Raw genomic sequence first — 22,471 nt, forward strand, 5'->3', positions numbered from 1 at the left:
ATCATTATAAATTGATGATACTACCTATCCAGAATAAAAGAGCTACGTAAATAGCAGATATAGTAATGAATACATAATCCCGTGGAAGTACTTTTAAATAGGCTAGTTTGATACGTTTGACTTTCGGATCCTTGATGGCATAAGTAAAGCCTTTCACTTCCAAAGCTTCAACAGTTGTTCGCGTACGCTTTGCCGTATTGAGAATGAGTGGATAAAAGGCTAGAACGGATATTTTTCCGATATGAATGAGTGATCGATAGCCTAGAAATCCCTTGCGTAGTGGTGCGCGTCCACGAAGCCTGAAAGAGTAAAGTAGATTGTTATATTCTTCAATTAGGATCGGTAACATCCGATAGCCGTACGCTACACCGAAGCTGAATTGGGCTGGCATACCGAGACTGAGTAGGGCATCGCTAAGTTTCTCAGGATCCATACTGGAGAAGACAGCAATGCTCGCAAGCGCGATGACCAGAAGTTTCAGTGTTAGCGTGGACAGTGCCCATGCGGCAGAGAGTCCACCACCGAATGCCAGCGATACGATCAGCATATAAGCGGTGTCGGTGAGTAGTCCGAAGGCCAGAACAATGAGTACAAGAACGCTAGGTTTCGAAGTGTAGGTAAGGATAGCGATAGCTAGTAACATACCGATGAGTACGGTCTTGTCATGAATAAACCAAGGGGCAATCGCAAAGAAGGAATACCAACCGATGAGGATGCGTGGGTCAAACTTTGAGAGGAACGTCAAAGAATGCCCGAAAGCTGTTCTTAGCAGCTCAATCTTGATTCTTTCTACACTTATTTTTTCCCAGAGCGTCGATTTGTGGGGCTGCTCAACTAATTCCATATGAAGGCTCCTTTCTTGGTGTTCGCTGCATATGAGCTACGAATTCATCCACAGATAAACAGGCGGGCACGATACCAAGACACCCACTTAATTGAACGATCTGTGGAGCAATCAATGCCGCTTGTTCGAGAATATCCGTATGTTGAAATACAGTACGGCTATCTGTGTCGAGTAAGATCTGGCCTTCATTCATGACAATAACCCGAGTGGCCCAATCCGCCACAAGTTGCATGTCATGTGTAGCTACGACGACGGCCTTGATATGATCATGGAGAGTATCGAACAATAGGGTCATTTCCTTACGGCTGGCAATGTCGAGACTCGCGGTTGGTTCGTCGAGTAGCATGATGGTCGGGCGCATAGCCATTCCGATCGCGAGCGTCGCACGTCGTTGTTGTCCGCCACTGAGTAACCGTCCATCTCGCTCTTGCAAATCGGTTAATTTAAATTTTTCTAGCACCTCGTCCACGAATGAATCGATTCCCTCTTGTTTTCTAGCATCTAGGAAGTAAGATACATCTTGGCGAATGTTATCGGCAATGAACATTTCCTCGGGATTCTGGAAGAGGAAGGCTACTTGGTCGGATAATTGTTCTGGTGTTGTTTTACGGGTGTCTGTACCACAGACGGTTACCTTGCCTTCCCAAGGACGACGTATCCCTGAGATCAGTCGTAATAAAGTAGATTTACCTGCGCCGTTGTTGCCAATCAGTGCGATTCGCTCCCCTTCGTAAATGTCCAGATCGATGCCGCGAATTACGGGTTTCTGCTTACGGTCGATGCCTTGATAACCACTGGTTACTCCCTCGAGACGGACAAGCGGTTCGAGGGAAGTTACTCCTGTAGGCAGGTCCTGCTTAGCCTGGGTCAAATCCCGTGAAGTACTTATTCCGAGCGGTGCCCAATGGGCAACCGCTTCTTCAATCGTTATAGGGTACACGGTTCCTGGTTTCTTATCTTGTTCGCTACAAAGAGCATGGAACGCTTGAGTCACTTGTGGAGGCTGAATATTCATCTCGTTAAGCTCCGTGACCGCAGACAATCCTTCGGAGACAGGTTTCACCCACCGGATTCTACCGCCGGCTTCCATAAGAACGATCTTGCGGCAGTAATCGGCGATAAATTCGGTGTGATGCTCAATGACGATAATGGTTTTTCCGTACTTTTCATTCAACAGTTTAAGCTTCTCATAAATAATACGTGCATGAGCAGGATCAAGCTGCGCTACCGGTTCATCCACGATGATAATATCGGGATTCAGAGATAAGGCTGCAGCTAGTGCAGCCATATGTTTCTGCCCACCACTTAGTTGCCATATCCACTCTTTCTGCAAGTGTTCAATTTCGAGCATTTGTAGTGCAAGCATACCTTTTTCCTTATAGTCCTCGAACCCGAAGTTAAGTGGTGCGAAGCAGACTTCATCGTAAACAGTGGGACGTACCAATTGATTCTCGAAGTCCTGGAATACGTAGGCGACATCCTTAGAGAGCTCGGCAACGCTTCGTTCCGATGTAAGATGCTCACCAATCATCACCGTTCCTTCCATATCACCGGAATAATAAGTGGGAATTAGACCGTTAAAGCATTTGCAAAGCGTCGATTTCCCACTTCCATTACTTCCTGCGATAGCTATGAAATCACCACGGTTAATCGTTAGACTAACTTGTTCTAGGGAATTGGATTGTGCACCAGGATAACGGAAGGTCACATTGTTGAGTTGAATAATCGGTTGTTCTTCCGTTGATGAATTCATCATTAAGCTGCTTCACCCTTCCGTTTATTTGACCTTTTATTGGAGGCCCATAGTAACGTTGTAATGAAAATAACGGCTGCGACGCCCATGCTGATCCATATCGCGCCATTACCCATACCAGCAATGAAATCCGATTCCCAGTCAATAAAGTTAATGTCCGATTCTGCCATAAACTCTGCTGCACCTGCTACGACGAACAATAGAATACCTAGAATGAGTAATCTTGGTGTGACGAAATCGCTAATAGATGTAGTCGCACGTCCATCGCGAGGCTTCATACCGAGTAGGGGTTCAACCTTACCGTACAGACGCGGGACCAGGTATAGCGTCGGGAGTAATGCGAATAATGTTCCAGAGATCACCATGGCATTTAGAAAAGCGAAACCTTCGATAGCTAATATGCTCTCAGGAAGTCCAGGAACGGCTTCGAGTTCTTCGATTCCAAAATATACTTTAGCGATATCGACGATGGTACCGAGCAGTTGGTCGATCCCTATAGCGACATAGGCGGCAATGGCCAGTTGACGTTTGTTGGACGGATTCGTCACAAGCATCCCAGCGATAAATATGGCAAGTGAGAATTCGATAAATTTCTCTAACTCTCCTAACCCTCCGAACTGACCTAGTAGTAGTTCTCCGAAAATAATTTCTCCAACACAAGCCCCTAAAGCTGCATATAGAGGGTTAAACAGAATAGCGAATAAAAGTGGAATGAAAATGAAGTATTCAACTTTAAGTTCAATAGGACCAATCTTTAATTCCGGTAAAAGCTCCGTAATCATGTTCGAAATACCGTACAAAGACATGGATAAAATGAAAATCATAAGTTTTTGCTGTGACGTTAACTCCCAGCGCTTCTTCATGGATCCAGCGTTCATTTTCGTTCCCCCTAAAAGTTTTAGATGGCCAACTAGTGGTCCAAAAGACTGCATTGTAAGTTAGGATATATGTTGTTTACGTCTTCTCTTTATAGAATAGGGTAAGTTTGTTATCAGACTGTTAAGACAATGTTATTTATGCGTTAAATTTTTTCATGTTGTTGCATATGAAAATAAACTTTCATTATAATAAACATATAACGTTTTAATGATGTCGATAAAGGGGCGGTTATGAAGTGAGAATTGATTTGCATACACATGCTAAATGGTCAAAAAATATTGAATTTTCCTATGAATATTTTCGAACTATGATGAAGGAGGCTAGTGAAAATCAGTTGGATGCCATAGCATTAACGGAGCATTTCAACACACATCGGTTCTACGATATTTACGATATGTTAGACCGTCATTGCCGATATGTTGAGGATTATTATATTGTTGAAGGGATAAAGGTATTTCCCGGAATGGAAGTTGATGTGGCCGAGAAGGGGCATATTCTGTTGATCGGAACGAGGGAGAGTATCGTTAGGGTCCGCTCGAGACTGGAAGGACATACAACGGAAGGTAAGTATATTGGAATGGATCCATTGCTGGATCTGAGTGATGAGCACGGTTGTGTTAGTATTGGGGCTCACCCGTTTCGCGATTTGAATCCTCTGTACCATATGAAGCGGGAAGTGCTGGAGCGATTGGATGCCTTCGATTTGAACGGTAGGGATTTACATCATTATGGACTGAATATGGAGGGAAAGGTAAACGCTCTGGCAGAGCTTATCGGATTACCGGTCATCGCGGGCAGTGATACACATCAGCCATTGCAATTCGGAAGTGTGTATAATCAAATTGAACAAAGTTGTGACACGATTGATCAGTTGCGTAATGCCATACGGTTAGGGGCTTATGACTATCACATTTCGCAACATCTTCATTCGAAGGTGAAATCGGCTGAGGTAGAACAGGCGAGATATAAGATGAATATGTAATCATGATCTGTGTTAACATAACGCATAGGCTATAACAGAATTTTATGAAAACCAAAAATTTTCATCGTGCAAGACCTACATCAAAGGGGGAACTATGAGTGTTTAAGATTTTGATCCTAATATTTGTTATTCAGATTGTGTACGTATCGGCTTTCACCTTACGTATGATATTGACCTTGAAAGGCCAGAAGTATATAGCTGCTTTAATTAGTACATTGGAAGTAACGATTTATGTGTTAGGTTTGAATCTAGTTCTGTCATATTTAGATCACTTTGCAAGTTTAGCTGTTTATGCGATTGGTTATGCCTTGGGTGTGCTGGTAGGATCATGGATCGAGGAGAAGCTTGCGCTTGGATATATCACATTAAAGGTAATCAGCAACAAACCGGATGAGCAAATGGCGCAAGTAATACGTGAAGCGGGCTATGGGGTAACTTCTTGGCTCGGACAAGGACGAGATGGAGATCGACTTATTATGGAGATATTGGCTAGACGCAAAAATCAAAAGCATCTGAACGATTTGATTATTAGTCTCGATCCGAAAGCATTTGTTATCTTCCATGAACCGAATCAAATCCACGGGGGATTTTGGACGAAGGCGATCAAACGATAGATATACTAGAACCCAGATCTCTTATTTTAAAAATACCTACGTCCAATTCACTTCAATTCCCGATGCATATAAGATCATCGGGAATAATATATCGTACTACTCCATTCCTTAGTCTTCTGATTTATTGATGTATTCATTTGGTGTATCATCGTCTGTCGGATTATTATTCTTGATTTGACTCAATCGGCCGCTTTTTAATTCACCACCATGGACCTTAGCAGGACTTTGATTATTATTGTCGTTTCTGTAATGTCCCTTGGGATCTTGACCATCGGGTTTTGTCATGATCGTTCCTCCTTCGTAAGCTTATTGGTATTCAAGCATAAGCTTTATGATTGAAAGCATGGCTTATCGTTTGCAATTCTGAGCTATTTATACATAAGCGTTTCAAATGAATGACAAGGTGACATCATGAATCAAAGAAGGACCGTTTCGTCACCATAATTGGTGCTGAAACGGTCCCTTCGTACGCTTGAAAGTGCAATTCAATAAGGATCGGAAGTCTCCTACTCCTTCTATAGCGCTTCTTTGATCACCTTCTTATAATGAAACACGGATAATATGCCAAAGATCGAATACAGTGCAGTATATAGCACCATCACCATAATCATCGGTGTCCAAAGCTCTGTGCCGAACATGAACCATCCTGATTGGACGGCGAAATAGCTATGGAGTAGCCCGACGACTAGTGGAATTCCGAAATTAAAGAGTTGTTTCATTTGAATTCCTTTTAACAAATCACCCTGTGTGAATCCGAGTTTTCTTAGAATGGTATAACTGGCCTTTTCATCTTCACTCTCATCCATTTGTTTGAAATACAGAATACATCCGGATGTAATCAGAAAGGTTAGACCTAGGAATCCCACGATAAACATAATGAGTCCCATCGTTTGTTTCTGGTTGTTACTCATTCCTAATTGAGAATCATAGGCGCGCTTAGTATCGAATCCTAGTCCTTTAAAAAGTTCATTTGCCTCTTTAATATGACCTTTATCTTTAATATCAATTCCGATATATACGGTAGAGTCCTTTTGAATGGCTAGATCGATATCCATTTTCAAACGTTCAAATATGGCTTCGTCCACAATAGCAACAGGCAAGCCACCACCCGTGAAATACCCTGAAACAGGGGAAGCTATATTGATACTTTTATACTGTTGCGGAATAACGTCATGCTGACCCTTTAATTCAATGAATCCAGAATCCTTCATAGACATCATTTGCTGTAGCATTCCACTAGATCCAGTAAAAGCAGTCTCATCCGCAGACAGTTCGATACTTTGGAGCGAATGTTCACTAATCACTGGCATAGTCATGATATTCGGATCAAAGAGCATGCCTTCCGCATTCATCTCTAATATGTTCTCTACATTGACATCTACTTGAATGACATCAATCATTTGATCGGTATACTGTATTCCATTGATGTCCAAGGCATCTTTAAATGCTTGGGCATCTAGGGTATCGGTAATTGAGAAATCTGCTGGAACATAAGTCTTCGCCGACTTCTCAGCAGAGTAGTACGAGATATAACTTAAAGACAACAAACCAATTGCAAGGGCAGATACCGTCGTAATAATGGTTAATAATACGGCATTGGATTTCATGCGGAACATAATGGATGACAGGGACAATACTTCATTAATATTTAAGTAACCGTTTTTCTTCTTGCGGATGATATTAAATATAAAAGTGACAGATCCTTTATAGAAAAGATAAGTCCCGATGATGACAGACGCTAGAATAAAGATCATTGCACCTAATAGTTCATTCATCGTTATGAAGTCTCCGCTAAACAATTTCGATGATATATAATAGCCCAGAAGGATGAATACAATGCCAACAATTCCAATGATCATTTCAAGGAAGGAGACCCTTTTTACTTTTCCTTCTGTTACAGATCTCACTCTAAATAAGGAAAGAATACTTTGCCTTTTGATAAACACCATATTCATCAACATAATCAAGAGGTAGATCACACCAAAGACAATCAGTGTCTGAATGAGCGCTTGGGTAGAGAACTGAAGCGTTGCGATAGCTTCGACCCCTACAATTTTAAATAAAATCATGATGATTAACTTTGAAACGGAAAAACCGACAAAGATTCCCACAGTGATGGAGCCGAAATAAAGGATGAAATTCTCAGCCGTAAGGATACGGAAGATCTTGTTCTTGGTCATCCCTATTAATTGAAATAGGCCAATTTCCTTGCTACGTCGTTTGATGAAAATATTGTTGGCGTATAAAAGAAAAATAGAAACGATAGCCACAAGTAGGACAGAGGCCGCTTTAATCGCAGCACCTCCTTTAATTGATCCTGCGGTTTCATCCATGGATGGGTCGTACTGCAACGTGACAAATGCGAAATAAAGGGCAGCGCTAAAGATTAAGGCGAATACATAGAGGTAATAATTCTTCAGATTCTTCCGCAGATTGCGAAAGATGAGTTCGTTAATGCTCATTCTGCACCCCGCCTAATACACTTTGTGTTTTCATGATGTCTTTAAAGAAGGCTTGCCTTGTTTCCTCGCCTTTATTTAATTGTGTATAAATTTGTCCGTCTTTAATGAAGATGACTCTACTACAATAACTAGCGGCTACAGAATCATGAGTTACCATAATAATCGTTGCTTTTCGTTTCTGATTTAAATCGCTCATCTTGTTTAATAAATCAGAAGCAGATTTGGAATCAAGAGCACCGGTCGGTTCGTCAGCAAAAATGATACTCGGTTCATGAATGAAAGCCCGTGCGGCGGAAGTACGCTGCTTTTGCCCTCCGGAGATTTCATTGGGATACTTATTTCGTATATCAGCAATGCCCAATTCGGTCGCAACCGCATCAAACTTCCGTTCAGCTTCTTTCCTCGGCGTCTTTGTAATGGATAACGGTAGAAGGATGTTTTCTTTGACTGTCAGCGTATCTAGTAAGTTATATTCTTGAAAAATAAAACCTAAATGGTTCTTACGAAATTCAGCTAATTGCTTCTCCTTCATACTAGAGATCTCTCTTCCTTCGATCTTGATCGTACCGTTACTAATCTTATCAATCGAAGAGAGAACGTTAAGCAATGTTGTCTTCCCGGAACCTGATGCGCCCATAATACTAACGAATTCACCCTCTTCAATAACAAGATCTAGACCACTTAACACTTCTTGTTTATTGAACTTATTGCCATAACTCTTATGAATTTTATTTGCTTCTAGAATAACGATATCGAACAACTCCCTTTTCTTTGTACTCAATATCCTTATTATAAAAGGGTTCGTCTTTCTTATCCTTCGATTGATGTAACAAAACACATAAGCATGTGACATTGTTGTCACACGCCTGTGATATGAACGAATTCATTCTTTTGTGGAAAAGTGCATGTGAACGTCGTTCCAACGCCAAGTTCTGATTGTACATGGATTTGGATGAGTAATGACTTCGCAGCTTTGTGTGCTAAATATAACCCCATGCCTGTTGCCGTATTGTCTTGATGTAGGGCCGTTGATGTGAATCCTTTATCGAATATGCGAGAAATATCTCTAGGGTCAATGCCGCGACCACTGTCTTTCACCTCAAGAATTGTCTGATCACCTCGTCTATAACTGTTAATGATGATGTCAGATGCTGAGCTATATTTCACCGCATTTGTTAAGAGCTGTCTGAGGATAAAGGCCAGCCATTTCGCATCACTAAGCACTTCCAGTACTTCTAAATTGAGGTCAAGGCCGATTCCTTTGTGAATACACCAGGATTGTAATGTTTTGATCTCATCGAAAATAATAGTTTCTAAATCGGTATGTTCAATATACAAATCATTCTCAATAAATGGGATACGTCGTTGATGGAGCTGTTGATCAAGCAATAGATGAATTCGCAGCCATTCATAGGTTAAATGAGTCTTCATCGTTTCATCGTCTATACGGTCAATCATTAAGTGCATAGCTGTCAGCGGTGTCTTCACTTCATGGATCCAAGCTAGGATGTCATCTTTCTCCTGTTCTAAGGTCATAAGATTGTGCGAGGCAGCCTGTTTCAATAGTTCAGCTTGATCCGTCATGCTTTGTTCAATCATATGCTCGAAGGGACTGTCTGGACTAGCTATGCTCGTTAAATCTAGATTGTTGTCTCGTTCTTCTAAGCTCTTATAGAATCGGGTTTCTTTGTTGTAGCGCACAATGAAGAAACTCGAAAAAAGAATCATGGATAGAAAAACAAGATAGAGTGTGGATTGGAATGGGATCGTTGAATCGTAAAAAGAGACAAAGAGGATAAGTAGTTGCAGAAGTATAAAGAGCATGATCCAGCTACGTCTTTCCACGAGATACTTTTTAATCATATCCATTTGCCTCTTCAGTAGCCATATAACCTTGTCCAATCTTCGTCTCAATAAATCGTCCTAACCCAAGCTCGTCCAATCTTTTTCGTAGCCGATTCACATTAACCGTCAAGGTGTTGTCGCTTACGAAACGTTTATCATCCCATAGGCTATTAATGAGGACCTCGCGAGTTACAATTTTATTTTTGTTCTCAATGAGTAGCTTCAACACATAGATTTCATTCTTTGTTAGTTCAATGGATTTCGCATCATGGGTGACTGTATTTTTCTCATAATCCACCGTTGCTCCGCACCATGTTTTGAGTTCGATGGTATCCGTATTGTAATTGTATACCCGGCGAAGAATGGCTTGAACTTTGGCAATGAGCACATCGAAGTGAAAAGGCTTCTGGATATAGTCATCCGCCCCAAGCTGCATAGACATCACGATATCCGTTGGGTGATCACGAGAGGATAAGAATATGATCGGAATGTTAGAATGGGATCGAATCATTCTGCACCAATGAAACCCATCGAATTTAGGTAATTGAATGTCAATAATGACTAAATCAGGCTTAATGTCTGTAAATTCTCGAATGACGTTACTGAAATCAGTAATCCCATATACATCATAAGACCAATGAGCTAATCGATCCTTGATCTCATGAAATAGTGTTGTGTCATCTTCAATTAATAAGAGTTTAAACAAATGATTTCACCTGCCCTTCACAGTAAATGTTACTTAGGTATGCGTAGGCATACCTATTATAAATAAGAGGATGTACAATGAGGCCGCAAAGTCATTATAACAAATGAAGTTGTCATATTGAAAAGGATAGCTTATAACAAAAGAGACCGACTGGCCACATGATACTCTAATCCTTATATTTCCGCTGAAACGGTCCCTTTTTTTGTTCTCAATGAATAGTTTGAGTATATCGATTTCTTTCTTTATAATGAGATTTCTAGATTAGTATCACAATAAATAAATGAAATACTTCATAAAACGGCAAACCATTTCTATTGAAATGCGTTACACTATAGAAGTAATTAATTTGATCTATATATATGATCGAAATGGACAAGCTGGCAGTAATATGTCCTATATATTTAGAAAATTATATTAAATTTATAAGGAAAAGGGACTAGATAATGAAACTTAACAAACTTCTTGTCAATAAAAGAACGATATATCTTATTATTGTCTCTATTGTTGCACTGAGTATCCTAACAAGTGTTAAGCTATATAGCTCTTACTATACTACTAATAAATCCGCGCAAGTTGCACTCGCCAAGCAGTATATTGGAATGGCTGAGAATATCGCAGCTGGACTGGATAAGGTTGCCTACGAAAGGTTTCTATTAACCAAACAAGATGGTGAAGATCGTCAGGGAATAAGCCTATATTTAGAACAATATCGTTATAGAATGAATGCGACTTACATCTATGTTTTAATGTTAGACGAGACGGATGTCTCCAAAGTTATGATTACTGGATTAAATTCAACAACAGTGGATTTTCCAATAGGTATTCCTTGCACGGTTCCTTCTGAACAAGTGAGGCAGGCTAAGGATGGTAAAAGTTATTATACGGATATCATTAAGGATGATCATAACGGCTCTTACTTATCTATTGGGGTACCATTTTATAGTGATAATGGGGCAATACTTGGCGTGATTGGAATTGATATTGATGCCAAGGAATTAGAACAAGTAAGTAAACAAGTTGTGAAGAGCAATCTTTTTATCTATGTTATTGATATATTGTTTGCTATCGTATTGTTGATGGTAGTATTTATATTGAACAAATGGTATAAGGCACGGTTCAGAAGAGACCTGGAACAAACAGAAGAGATGTACATCTCTGAACTTGGAAAAGTGATAGATACGATCAAATCAAGCAGACATGACATGATGAATCATCTCCAAGTACTAAGTGGATTAATGCACTTGAAGTTGTACGACAAAGTGAACGATTATTTAAAACAGCTGACGAAAGAATCCAAAGTTTCAGAGATGTCGTTACGAATTAAGAATCCGATTCTAATGGTATTATTCCAAAGTAAGTGGGAACTTGCACAGACTAAAAACATACAAATGAACTTTGAAGTCGATCAAGATAATTATACTAGGGTAGCGTCTATGGACTTGGCGAGAATCTATTCTAATCTTCTGGATAATGCGATCGAAGCAACGGAGTCGTACTTTGGGGACCAACCTAAACAAATTCATGTCACATGCAAAATAGTTGAAGCGAAATATATATTCACCGTAGAGAACCCAGCCGAACTTACGACCAAAGAACAAAAAAATCTATTTCAATATGGATATACAACCAAGGAAAGTACCGGAATTCCAAGAGGTAATGGATTAATGATTATTATGAGAACAGTTGAGTTATACAAGGGCGATATCGATTGTCATTATGAAAAAGATAAAGTTATTATTCAGATTACGATGTAGGAGTTGAATAAGAATGAGGCGCATCACAATTTTGGTAGCTGATGATGAGGCAGAGATTGCGGACCTAATAGCTTTACATTTAAAAAAAGAGGGGTACGATATCATCACCGCATCGGATGGGAAAGAAGCGCTTCAAGCGATTCAATCTCAATCGGTAGACTTAGCTATATTAGATATTATGATGCCTGAACTAGATGGTTATGAAGTCACCCGTCAAATTCGAGAGCAACATCATATGCCGATCATCTTTCTAAGTGCCAAGACCTCTGACCTCGATAAGATCACAGGTCTAGTGATGGGGGCAGATGATTACATGACCAAACCGTTCAATCCTATGGAACTGGTTGCGCGTGTTAATTCTCAATTAAGACGTTCTATGGAATTTAATCAACCGATTCACACGAATAAATCTGTATTGGAAGCGGGTGGATTAACCATTAGTCCTGATCAACATACCGTTACCCTTTATGGTGAACCTATTGAGTTAACACCCAAAGAGTTTGATATTTTGTATCTACTTGCGGGTCATCCGAAGATCGTCTTTAGTGTGGAAAGTATTTTCCAACAAGTGTGGGGCGAAGCCTATTATGAAAGTGGTAATAATACGGTTATGGTGCATATTCGCACTTTACGAAAAAAGCTTGGTGAAGATAAAAGTAAAAGTAAATTCATCAAAACCATTTGGGGTGTGGGGTATACATTCAATGGATAAAAAGAAGCGAAGCTTTCGGACTAGAATGATTGTGTTATTGGGATTAAGCATGCTTTTGTCAGGGATCATCACCTATGCGGTCTATAAAATGCTACAACTTTATTATGCTGGGGTTCGGGCGGAAGATCCACTGGCTCGTTATCGCCTGATGATGTACAATGTTGGGGATATTTACTTTTTTCTAATTATATTTATCCCGTTAGCTATTCTTTTCTTCTTTTTGTTGACCAAACCTTATGCGGCCTATTTCAATGAAATCTCCAAGGGGATTCATCATCTTGCCAATGGAGATTTTAAGAATCGTGTTCATATCCCCTCTAATGATGAGTTCAGGGAAATTGCAGAGGAGCTTAATATAGCTAGTGAAAAACTGCAAGAGGCTGTAGAAAGAGGAGAATTCGCAGAGAGCAGTAAGGATCAATTGGTCGTCAATCTGGCTCATGATTTGCGGACACCACTAACTTCCGTGTTGGGTTATTTAGATTGGATTCTTAAAGATGAACATCTAACAGAGGAACAAATCAGGCATTATACAACCATTGCCTTTACCAAGTCCCAGCGTTTAGAAAAGCTTATTGATGGATTATTCGATATCACTAGAATGAACTACGGCATGTTACCCGTGGAAAAAGAAAAGATAGATATAAGTGAACTTCTTCTGCAGTTAAATGAGGAATTGTATCCTGTATTTGAGAAAAGTGGCGTTGTAGCCAGATTGAATATTACACCTAACTTGTGCATTGATGGCGACGGGGAACTATTGGCCCGTGTGTTCGAGAATCTTCTGACCAATGCTACTCGTTATGGAAGGGATGGTCAGTTTGTAGATATCAACTGCTATCTTGATGGGGGACAAGTGGTGATTCAGGTGGTCAACTACGGTGGGAATATCTCTCCAGAAGAATTACCTCATATCTTCGAGATGTATTATACAAGTGACAGAGCGCGGACACATCAAGAAGGCAGTACAGGTCTTGGCTTGTTCATTGCGAAGAATATTGTAGAGCAGCATAACGGAACCATTTCTGTTGAAAGTAATGTGGTACGCACAATATTTGAAGTACATTTGCCACAAGAAAGTGCACAATGACGAGATACAGAACAATGTCGTGTTCATATATTTAAGAAAAACTTAATTATTGTCCCACTTTTATTTAAACAGTTTTCTTTATCCTTAAGAGTAGATAAGGGGTTAAGGAGGAAATTGTGGATGAAGAAGTGGGTCTTTTTGGTGATTATTATATTGTTATTAGGGATCAAAGCTATAAATATAGCACCAAGCACTCAAGGGACTAACGAGGTTGCTAATGAAGAGCATATTACGATAGACGTTACACAAGATCAGATGTATCAAGGGGACTTATTGTTGGTTAACAAGGAGTATCCTGTTCACCAAGATAGCGTGAAATCGGATATCGTACGTTTATCTGGGCAAAAAGATTTGGTACAGGGTTATGGCTTGCTACATTCAAATATTGAACTGTCAAAGCGTGTGACACAAAAGTTTCTGAAGATGGTAGAGGCTGCTCGCAAGGAAGGAGTCAATCATTTCCTGATCAGTAGTGGTTATCGAGGTTTTGAAGAACAAGAGTTGCTGTATCAAGAAAAGGGCTCTGATTATGCTTTGCCTGCGGGCTATAGTGAACACAATTTAGGATTATCCCTTGATATTGGATCTACACAAATGGAGATGAGTAAAGCACCTGAGGGGAAATGGTTGCAAGAGAATGCTTGGAAGTACGGATTTATTTTACGTTATCCCAAGGATAAAACCGCTGTTACAGGTATTCAATATGAACCGTGGCACTTTCGCTATGTCGGTCTGCCTCACAGTGCCATTATGCAGAAGAATAATGATACGTTGGAAGAATATTTAGATTCTTTGAAAGAACGAGGGAGTATCTCGATGATGATAGAGGGTAAGGAATATGATGTTTCTTATCAACCTGTTTCTCGCAATACATCTATTGAAGTCCCTGCGAATCGTCACTATGAGATATCAGGAAACAACATAGATGGCGTCATTGTAACTGTATACGAGTGAAATACATATTTGAATAATAACGGGGTGATGATATCAAATTGAAACCTATGAAATTAATGATGAAAGTTGTGCTAGTGCTAGCATTTGTCGTTTATCTGTATCTATTAATCAAGTTAATTCTATTTAAGATGGGCCCTGTAAGTATATCATCGCTGTTCTATCAACTTCAGCGAACATTACAGAACCCCGACATGATCTTCAATCGACATGGGAACTACACTCCGTTTAAGGAAATCTCAAGAGGGATTCAGAGTATGTCCATCTATGATCCATTCTCAATGACTAATGTCGTAGGGAATATTATAGCATTTATCCCGTTAGGCATATTCATACCTATGATTGTCAGCAAAAGGTGTGCGTCATTTATAGGCGTATTCGTGCTATCTCTACTCTTAAGTTTATGTTTCGAAGTTACACAACTCGTGTTGTATATTGGAACATTCGATGTGGATGACCTCATTCTAAATACAAGCGGCGGAATCATTGGATATGGTGTATTTAAATTGATATGTAGAGATTCTTATCGTCTTACTTCGTCCTAAAACTTTACATAGTCCCTACACAGAGAAAATAGAACGATAACATTCCTTGGTTAAGATGGGTCTATCTAATAAAGTTAGACGACCAAACTTATGTATAAAGGAGATTATTATGAACATAGTTTACAAAAGGACATTATCCCTTCTATTATCAATGGCATTATTGCTTGGCCTGTTTGGTACAGCGATCCCGTCCTCGGTATCCGCAGCATCCGCAGCATCGGCCGAGGAGCCAATTATTCTATTGCCAGGAAATTCGGAGTGGAAATTCTATGATAAAGGTTTGGATCAAGATACAGTATGGCGGGCCACTTATGATGACAGTGCATGGGACTTTGGAAAAGCACCGTTTGGTTACAAGGATGACGGATCGGGAGTAAGCACTTCTCAGTTTGGTCCCTTGACCACGGTTGTGGAGTATGGCGGAGTCGATGCGGCAAAGTATCCTACTACATATTTCCGTACGAATCTGAATGTAGATAAAAGTAAAATAGATGAGTACGCTCAGATACTAGGTACCTTCGCAATAGATGATGGTGCAGTTATCTATGTGAATGATATCGAAATCCAACGTTTTGGAATGCCAAAGGGCGAAATTACGTATACGACGAAAGCTGTATCGAATAAAAGTGCCCCTGTTATTTATGAAGATGTTGATCTTACGACACTATTGAAATCCCATCTTCATGACGGTGATAATGTCATTGCAGTTGAAGTTCATCAACAAAGTAATGGTAGCTCAGATCTCTACTTCGATATGGAACTTATTGCTAATCTAGCATTACCTAGTGTGGAAGTGAGCAAAGTGACGGTAGCGTTCAATGGCGATTCAATGAGCTCAAAGGGCTTCACATGGTATACACCACTTGCTTCAAGTAAAAGTGATTTACAGGTGGTAGAGAAGTCGGATGTTACACCTGACTTTATGAATGCTAGTTCCTTCGCAGGTCGTTCGGCCGTGTCGTCGAATTCTCCGAATGAGCTCGTTCACAAGGTTGAAGCGACGGGTCTGAAGGCGGATACGTCTTACTATTTCCGTGTCGGTGACGCAGCCCTAGACATATGGAGTGATACAGGGACGTTCCGCACTGCACCCGAGAACGGTGCGTTTACCTTTATTGACTTAGCGGATACGCAAGCGAAGGATGAGGATGAGGCCAAGCTTTCATCTGAGACGCTAGCTAAGGCGCTAGTGACGGTGCCAAATGCACAATTTGTCGTTCATAATGGCGATATTGTAGATACGGGTACCAAAGAAGCGCAATGGAATTGGCTCTTAGGTCACTCTCAGGAGAGCCTACTAAATACGACTATTGCACCATCTGCAGGTAATCATGAAGATAAGAACAATGCATTCTTCGAGCATTTCAACATTTTACAGGCTGAGAACTCAGCTACTGTAACGGGCGCTTATTATTCGTACGATTACAGCAATGCTCATTTTATCGTATTGAACTCCAATGAGAATTCAACAGAGTATGCGAACTTTTCTGTGGATCAGGTTGAATGGTTGAAGAAAGATGCGCAAGCAGCTAAAGCTGCAGGGGCAAAGTGGATTATAGTCAATATTCACAAAGGACCTTACACGACCTCGAATCACGCAACAGATAAAGATATTATGGGGGAGAACGGTGTAAGGAACAAAATTGCCCCGTTAATGGCGGAGTTGGGAATCGACTTTGTCGTACAAGGTCATGACCATATCTATGCACGTACGAAGCCGATCAAGAAAGATGGAACGGCATCGGAGCCAGAGAAGATCGTGGAAACACTGAATGGGCAAAAGATAGAGTATACTGTTAATCCTGACGGATCAATCTATTTGATTCCTGCCACGGCAGGTCCGAAGGTATATTATAAGAATGTAAAAAGTGAGCTTGGTGAAGCATATTATAACCTTTTCGAGCTTGCAGAAGAGAACCATGCGGCTAAATATGGCGCAGATCCAAGTGACAGCAAACGTCCTGTGCGTGGGCAAGTTCAGAATTTCGTCGGCATTACGATCGATGGGGATAAACTGACAGCTGTAACGTATGAGATCGACCAGAATATCAACAACGCAGAGCCATTTATTGTCGATCAGTTCGGCATGGTAAAGAAGTCAACAACGAACCCAAGTCCAACACCAGACCCAACACCGGAAACGGGCTCAGGATCGAACCCAGGTTCGAACCCAGGTTCAACACCAAATCCAAGTACAACACCAGTAACCAACCCAAGTACAAAGCCAGTAACAAATCCAGGTGCGGGTATAGGTGGGGGAAGTGAACCTCAGGTTGTGTTGAAGGATATAGCGGGTCATTGGGCTATATCAGCTATTGAGAATGCGGTAGCAGCAGGTTTTGTGAAGGGTTATGGGAATGATCAATTCCGTCCGGATAAATCCATTAATCGTGCTGAGTTTATTACGATGCTAGCTCGCGCGCTGAAACTGCCCGATACCGACAAGAACAAAGGATTCAAAGACTCAGATAAGATACCTTCATGGGCGCAATCGTTCGTAGCGCAAGCGGTAGCATCAGGAATTATTAGCGGATATGAGGATGGAACATTCGGTCCAGATAATAAGCTAAATCGTGCAGAGATGGTTGCGATGATTGTTCGAGCAAGTGGAATAAAGATCGATCCGAACTCAAAGTTATCTTTTGCAGATACGAAAGACATTCCAGCATGGGCCATTCCGTATATCGTTGCAGCAGTCGATGCGGGACTCGTTAGCGGTGTCGGACAGAACAAGTTCGCTCCACAACAAGTGGCGACGAGAGCCGAGGCGGTAACGCTCATTATTGGACTACTTAACAAAACGCAATAAATAAGACTAGTTTTACTTATACGTTCTTATATTTTAAAAAAGCCTGAAGGCCTCACCAATCCGGTGAAGTTCTTCAGGCTTTTTGCATATCGATAGACTTAAGCATAATGAGATCCCATTCACTCGATAGGAACTTCACCGACTATATGTCGTTTCTGTTGTCTAACGCAATCGTACTATCTTCAGATGAAGAGTATATCTAAAGGATTATGCAGCAGCGTGTTTGCGTTCCGAGATATAACAAGCTATCGCGATGGTTAGACCCATCCCAACAAGCAGTGCACCGACCCAAGGTAGGGATGTAATGCCTAGATGTGTAATGACCCACCCACCAATGAAAGCACCACCTGCATTACCCAGATTACCGGCTGAATGATTAGAGGTAGATGCAAGTGCTGGGGCGGTCTTTGCTAAGCTCATAATTCGTACCTGTAGCCCTGGCATCACCGCGAAGGAAGCGACACCCCACAGGAAGATAGTTAATACAGCAGCTATTGGATGATGAACCGTAAAGGTAAAGATGGTAAGGATTATACATATAGCGAAATAAAGTCCTAGTAAGGAGGGCGTTAGCTTCCAGTCCGCAAGCTTCCCACCCACGATATTACCGATCGTCACGCCACAACCGAAGAGAACTAGAATCCAGGTAACACTATACTCGGCGAAACCGCTGACTTGTACAAGTAGCGGCGCAATATATGTGAACACGGCAAATAAGCCGGCGTTACCTAGCGCTCCGATCAATAGGTATAGAAGTAGCTTAGGTTGAATCAAGGAGGAGATCTGCTGTGATAGACTAGCAGGTTGATCTTGTCGGATTCGGGGAATGAAGATAAGTATGCCGATTAATGCTACAACCCCGATAATTGCAATCATAGCAAATGAAGCTCGCCACCCCATGCGTTGCCCGATAAATGTACCTAGAGGAACACCGATAATGTTCGCTATCGTTAGGCCAGCCATCATAATGGACACGGCAGCGGCACGCCTATTTGCTGGTACAAGATTGGATGCGATAACGGCCCCTACCCCGAAGAAAGTTCCATGAGTTAATGCAGTGATAATACGAGCAGCCATCAGAATCTCATAGGTTGGAGCAAATACGGAAATTCCGTTGCCGAGTATGAATAGAATCATCAGCAGACAGAGTAGCTTCTTTTGTGGGATGCGTTGGGTAAGGATCGTCAGTATTGGAGCACCGATGGCGACCCCAAGGGCGTACATAGTAATGAGTTGTCCGGCAGTTGGAATGCTGACATGTAGATCCTCGGCAACATTGGGCAGAAGACCCATAATGACAAATTCAGTCATTCCAATCGCAAAGGCACCTACCGTAAGAGATAGTATAGAGATGGGAAATGGTTCTTTGATCGTTTGTTTCTTGTTGATACGTTGAGTCAAATTCATGGTGTGGATTTCAACCTTTCTGACTGATGTGATGAAGCGTCATCTTATTATCATGTAAATTTGTGAAACAAGTCATGTTTCTTATTATTTCGTTTTCTGAAAGTATTTTCAAGGGTAATCTTTTCTTCTAAGCATTAAATGTGGTGTTGGCTCATTCGCCTTATGGTACAATTTACCCAAATTAGCTGAAAAAGAGGATTAAAAATCTCTCCCGAGTATGATATTAGGGGGAGCGCGGTTCTATGTGATCCATTCTAATCTATGTAAAAAAGAATATCGGATGACGTTATGCAAACTGTTCGGTGAGGAAGAGCAATTCTATCGACTTGCAGGAATGCATTATCATCTCATTCAGTGGATGTTCCCTGAGACAGGCGAGGAGTAGCGGGGATGATACCTAAGCTGTAAACATATGCATCGAGAAGCAGATATACTTAACGAAGATGAGATTGTTACCTACGTGATCCAAGTAGAGGGCAACGCCTGTTACGGAAGAATACGTGTTCCTGATCTGCCAAAGGGTTGCGTCATTATCCTAAATCCCATCGATTCCTCAAAAGAAGAATCAATCACCTATGAAGCTAATTTCTCAAGAATGGGTTTCATCACAGTAAGCTTTGATGGGCCGGGACAGGGACAGACCTATGTAATGGATCAGTACATAGCAACATATTTAAGCTGGAACCTCTTTGTGAACGAAGTGATCGACTTCACGGCAACACAATATGTGGGACTTCCCCTCTATTTATTTGGATCAAGCTCAGGCGGGACTTGGGCCATTCAAGGAAATAATCATCCCAAGGTGTGTAGAACCGTATCGGTAAGTCCTGTCATTAAAGAAGATGTGAGACTATGGCCTACACGCCTATAGTTGCAAAAGTGCACTTAAATCCCGCCTATTTTCCCTAACGCTAATTTTAGTTGCACAGAGTACATCTAGATTACACAAATCCCCACTTTTCATCGTGATCGGCACTTTTAACTGTAGGTTCTGCAACTATTCCTTGCTTCTGTACCTTTCACGCTGAATTAGATGCAGTTTTGCAGCTGTTTCGCTAAACGCGGGGCACGGGCACGGAGATCGAGGAGTACCTCAAGAGACATCCATAAAGTCAGCGATCAGCACTTTGCGACCGGTCTTAGCACTTTCTAGAGCAGCCAGGACCATCGCCATACTGTATATATTATCGCTACAGTCTGTCTCTGGCGCACGGTCTTCTTCAAGCGAGGCGAACATCTCGTCGAGACAGCCTTGATGGAACGTGTGCTTCATGTCAACAGGGCTACCTTCCACTCGCTCGTAATTACGAATGAAATTGCTAGATTGATCGCCAGCAGTAACAACCTCCGCATACGGCTCTCCAAGACCATCCCAGATTGCTGTACCATGTTCACCCGTCACTCGCCAGGATGCTTCCCATGATGTTGGTACGCCCTCAGCACACCATGAACCACGGTAGTTAAATACAGAGCCATCAGACATTTCATAGATACAGATAGCCATTGCATGACCTGCATACCAAGAACCAGGAGGATTGAATTCATGGCAGTAGACGGATACCGGATTTGCGCCACCAATGAAACGCGCTTGATCGAACGTATGGATCGCCATATCGAGTAGCAACGGACTCTCCATAGCATCACGAAAGCCACCGAAATGAGCACCGATGAAGAAGTCTGCCCCCATGAAGCCGAGCTTGCCAATGGTATCTTCTGTAATCAGATTACGTAAGGCGCGTATACGCGGATCAAAGCGGCGGTTCTGCATGACGGCATGAGTCTTGCCGACCTCCCCAGAAATACGCACAATATCAATGCAATCATTCATAGACTCTGCTAATGGTTTCTCAGCAAAGACATGACATCCCAGTGCAAGTGCAGACTTACTCACTGCATAATGACTGGACGGAATCGTAACATCAAATACGATATTGGCCTGCGTATCCACAATAGCTTGGCTGACATCTGTGAATGTCGGACAGGTTAGCTCTTTACGCTCTGCCATCGCGACTGCGAATTCTTCCTTAATGTCGACTAATCCGACAATCTCCGTATCTAATCTGCTCTTTGCATAATCAACCCATGTATTGGCCATCGCACCACAGCCAACTAAGACTACTCGATGTTTTGATGTCACAGTGATCAACCTCTCTCTAGTTATATCGGATTTGGAACAAAGTCTCCGCCACGGGAGCGTTTCAAATAATTCAAGGCATGAACTTGCCCAGTCATCTCTAATTCATCCCTATAGACTGGATCATGCCAGCCCTCAATATCAATCGTTCCTTGATAACCACTTTGTCTTAGAATCGTAATAATATCAGACCAGTTAGTATCACCGAAGCCCGGTGTCCGATGCCAAACGAATGGTTCCTTTCCATGCACCCCTTGCTCTTTAACAACATCCCATGCAATTGTTGCGTCTTTGCCATGTACGTGGAATACCTTGTTCACCCATTTACGTAGCTGTGGAATGGGATCGATTAAGCTCACCATTTGATGACATGGCTCCCACTCTAGTCCAATATTATCTTCAGGAACCGCATCGAACATCAGCTCCCAAGCTGCCGGGTTATGTGCAATATTCCAATCACCAGTTGTCCAAGTGCCGCCCATATCGCAGTTCTCAAAAGCAATGCGGACACCTTTATCCGCCGCTCTGCGCGTCAATTCGCCGAACACTTCCTTGAATTTCGGAATGGACTCGTCAATCGATTGCCCAGTTAGGCGACCGGTGAAACCGGATACAATATTCGTTCCGAATAAATGTGCATGATCGATAAGACGTTCCCAACTTGCAAGCGTATCGGCATTATCCCCTTCGCCTGTCAAAGGATTCCCAAATACACTAATCGCTGAGATTACAAAATCATGCTCGTCTGCAAGTTCACGTAGACGCTTTGCCATTTCTGCAAGATCCGTATCTCCTGTCGTCTGCCAAAAGGTTGGGTTGAATGATTCGAATCCATGTGAGACGATTTGTGGAATAACCTGAACTGCGGTTCCACCCTGAACTAGCGTTCCAATACGTAATTTATTATGCATCCTTGTATATCACTCCAATATTGTTATATAGTTTTCGTAACATCTTCATTATAGTCAGGGGAGTTCATAATTA

The 22,471-nt window shown here is 41.6% G+C and carries 21 protein-coding genes; 10 read left to right on the top strand and 11 right to left on the bottom strand.

Features of this window, described 5'->3' with window-relative positions; translation table 11 throughout:
* Nucleotides 1-4: 4 nt before the first annotated feature.
* The 3 genes from AC1TO8_RS11940 to AC1TO8_RS11950 are packed head-to-tail and all read right to left on the bottom strand — an operon-like array spanning nt 5 to nt 3,475.
* Complete coding sequence (locus AC1TO8_RS11940; RefSeq protein WP_482055835.1) at nt 5-844, bottom strand: energy-coupling factor transporter transmembrane component T family protein; 840 nt, start codon at nt 842-844, stop codon at nt 5-7.
* Nucleotides 831-2,600, bottom strand: coding sequence for an ABC transporter ATP-binding protein (locus AC1TO8_RS11945; RefSeq protein WP_482055836.1), 1,770 nt, complete (start codon nt 2,598-2,600; stop codon nt 831-833). Before AC1TO8_RS11945 ends, AC1TO8_RS11940 begins: the two co-directional genes overlap by 14 nt.
* A complete protein-coding gene (locus AC1TO8_RS11950) occupies nt 2,600-3,475 on the bottom strand; it encodes a DUF8171 family membrane protein (RefSeq protein ID WP_482055837.1) in 876 nt (291 codons plus the stop codon). The genes AC1TO8_RS11945 and AC1TO8_RS11950 overlap by 1 nt, the downstream gene beginning before the upstream one ends.
* 236 nt (nt 3,476-3,711) lie before the next feature.
* Between AC1TO8_RS11950 and AC1TO8_RS11955 the strand changes: the two genes are divergently transcribed.
* Complete coding sequence (locus tag AC1TO8_RS11955) at nt 3,712-4,458, top strand: PHP-associated domain-containing protein (protein ID WP_482055838.1); 747 nt, start codon at nt 3,712-3,714, stop codon at nt 4,456-4,458.
* A gap of 98 nt (nt 4,459-4,556) precedes the next feature.
* Entirely contained in the window at nt 4,557-5,072 is a 516-nt protein-coding gene (locus tag AC1TO8_RS11960; protein WP_482055839.1) for a DUF2179 domain-containing protein, read from the top strand.
* Nucleotides 5,073-5,180: 108 nt separating this feature from the next.
* Here AC1TO8_RS11960 and AC1TO8_RS11965 read toward each other — a convergent pair whose 3' ends face one another.
* The 5 genes from AC1TO8_RS11965 to AC1TO8_RS11985 form a co-directional block, all read right to left on the bottom strand.
* Nucleotides 5,181-5,357: a hypothetical protein gene (locus AC1TO8_RS11965; RefSeq protein ID WP_482055840.1), complete on the bottom strand. Its 177-nt coding sequence runs from the start codon at nt 5,355-5,357 to the stop codon at nt 5,181-5,183.
* Nucleotides 5,358-5,587: 230 nt separating this feature from the next.
* A complete protein-coding gene (locus AC1TO8_RS11970; RefSeq protein ID WP_482055841.1) occupies nt 5,588-7,534 on the bottom strand; it encodes an FtsX-like permease family protein in 1,947 nt (648 codons plus the stop codon).
* Complete coding sequence (locus tag AC1TO8_RS11975; RefSeq protein WP_482055963.1) at nt 7,524-8,285, bottom strand: ABC transporter ATP-binding protein; 762 nt, start codon at nt 8,283-8,285, stop codon at nt 7,524-7,526. Before AC1TO8_RS11975 ends, AC1TO8_RS11970 begins: the two co-directional genes overlap by 11 nt.
* A 107-nt stretch (nt 8,286-8,392) precedes the next feature.
* Nucleotides 8,393-9,397, bottom strand: a complete 1,005-nt coding sequence (locus tag AC1TO8_RS11980) for a sensor histidine kinase (protein WP_482055842.1) — start codon at nt 9,395-9,397, stop codon at nt 8,393-8,395.
* Nucleotides 9,390-10,085 (bottom strand): response regulator, encoded by a 696-nt coding sequence (locus AC1TO8_RS11985; RefSeq protein ID WP_482055843.1) that lies wholly within the window; start codon nt 10,083-10,085, stop codon nt 9,390-9,392. Before AC1TO8_RS11985 ends, AC1TO8_RS11980 begins: the two co-directional genes overlap by 8 nt.
* A gap of 443 nt (nt 10,086-10,528) precedes the next feature.
* Between AC1TO8_RS11985 and AC1TO8_RS11990 the strand changes: the two genes are divergently transcribed.
* The 6 genes from AC1TO8_RS11990 (at nt 10,529) to AC1TO8_RS12015 (ending at nt 17,946) form a co-directional block, all read left to right on the top strand.
* The gene (locus AC1TO8_RS11990; protein ID WP_482055844.1) at nt 10,529-11,839 is read left to right on the top strand and encodes a Spo0B domain-containing protein; all 1,311 of its coding nucleotides are present in this window, start codon (nt 10,529-10,531) and stop codon (nt 11,837-11,839) included.
* 13 nt (nt 11,840-11,852) lie between these two features.
* Nucleotides 11,853-12,551, top strand: coding sequence for a response regulator transcription factor (locus tag AC1TO8_RS11995; protein ID WP_482055845.1), 699 nt, complete (start codon nt 11,853-11,855; stop codon nt 12,549-12,551).
* Complete coding sequence (locus tag AC1TO8_RS12000; RefSeq protein WP_482055846.1) at nt 12,544-13,641, top strand: sensor histidine kinase; 1,098 nt, start codon at nt 12,544-12,546, stop codon at nt 13,639-13,641. The genes AC1TO8_RS11995 and AC1TO8_RS12000 overlap by 8 nt, the downstream gene beginning before the upstream one ends.
* Before the next feature lie 120 nt (nt 13,642-13,761).
* A complete protein-coding gene (gene vanY / locus AC1TO8_RS12005) occupies nt 13,762-14,595 on the top strand; it encodes a VanY-A/VanY-F/VanY-M family D-Ala-D-Ala carboxypeptidase (protein ID WP_482055847.1) in 834 nt (277 codons plus the stop codon).
* A 56-nt stretch (nt 14,596-14,651) separates the two neighbouring features.
* Entirely contained in the window at nt 14,652-15,137 is a 486-nt protein-coding gene (locus tag AC1TO8_RS12010) for a VanZ family protein (RefSeq protein ID WP_482055848.1), read from the top strand.
* A gap of 109 nt (nt 15,138-15,246) precedes the next feature.
* On the top strand, nt 15,247-17,946 hold the full coding sequence (locus AC1TO8_RS12015; protein ID WP_482055849.1) for an S-layer homology domain-containing protein: 2,700 nt from the start codon (nt 15,247-15,249) through the stop codon (nt 17,944-17,946).
* 207 nt (nt 17,947-18,153) lie between these two features.
* On the opposite strand, the gene AC1TO8_RS12020 is transcribed toward AC1TO8_RS12015, so the two are convergent.
* The gene (locus AC1TO8_RS12020) at nt 18,154-19,353 is read right to left on the bottom strand and encodes an MFS transporter (protein WP_482055850.1); all 1,200 of its coding nucleotides are present in this window, start codon (nt 19,351-19,353) and stop codon (nt 18,154-18,156) included.
* Between the two features lie 244 nt (nt 19,354-19,597).
* On the opposite strand from AC1TO8_RS12020, the gene AC1TO8_RS12025 reads away from it, so the two are divergent.
* Both AC1TO8_RS12025 and AC1TO8_RS12030 read left to right on the top strand, forming a co-directional pair.
* On the top strand, nt 19,598-19,738 hold the full coding sequence (locus AC1TO8_RS12025) for a hypothetical protein (protein WP_482055851.1): 141 nt from the start codon (nt 19,598-19,600) through the stop codon (nt 19,736-19,738).
* 27 nt (nt 19,739-19,765) lie between these two features.
* On the top strand, nt 19,766-20,224 hold the full coding sequence (locus AC1TO8_RS12030; RefSeq protein ID WP_482055852.1) for a serine aminopeptidase domain-containing protein: 459 nt from the start codon (nt 19,766-19,768) through the stop codon (nt 20,222-20,224).
* 222 nt (nt 20,225-20,446) lie between these two features.
* On the opposite strand, the gene AC1TO8_RS12035 is transcribed toward AC1TO8_RS12030, so the two are convergent.
* Entirely contained in the window at nt 20,447-21,448 is a 1,002-nt protein-coding gene (locus tag AC1TO8_RS12035) for a Gfo/Idh/MocA family protein (protein WP_482055964.1), read from the bottom strand.
* Nucleotides 21,449-21,510: 62 nt separating this feature from the next.
* A complete protein-coding gene (locus AC1TO8_RS12040; protein WP_482055853.1) occupies nt 21,511-22,398 on the bottom strand; it encodes a sugar phosphate isomerase/epimerase family protein in 888 nt (295 codons plus the stop codon).
* Between the last annotated feature and the right edge of the window lie 73 nt (nt 22,399-22,471).

It is taken from the genome of Paenibacillus sp. Y859 (assembly GCF_056786405.1).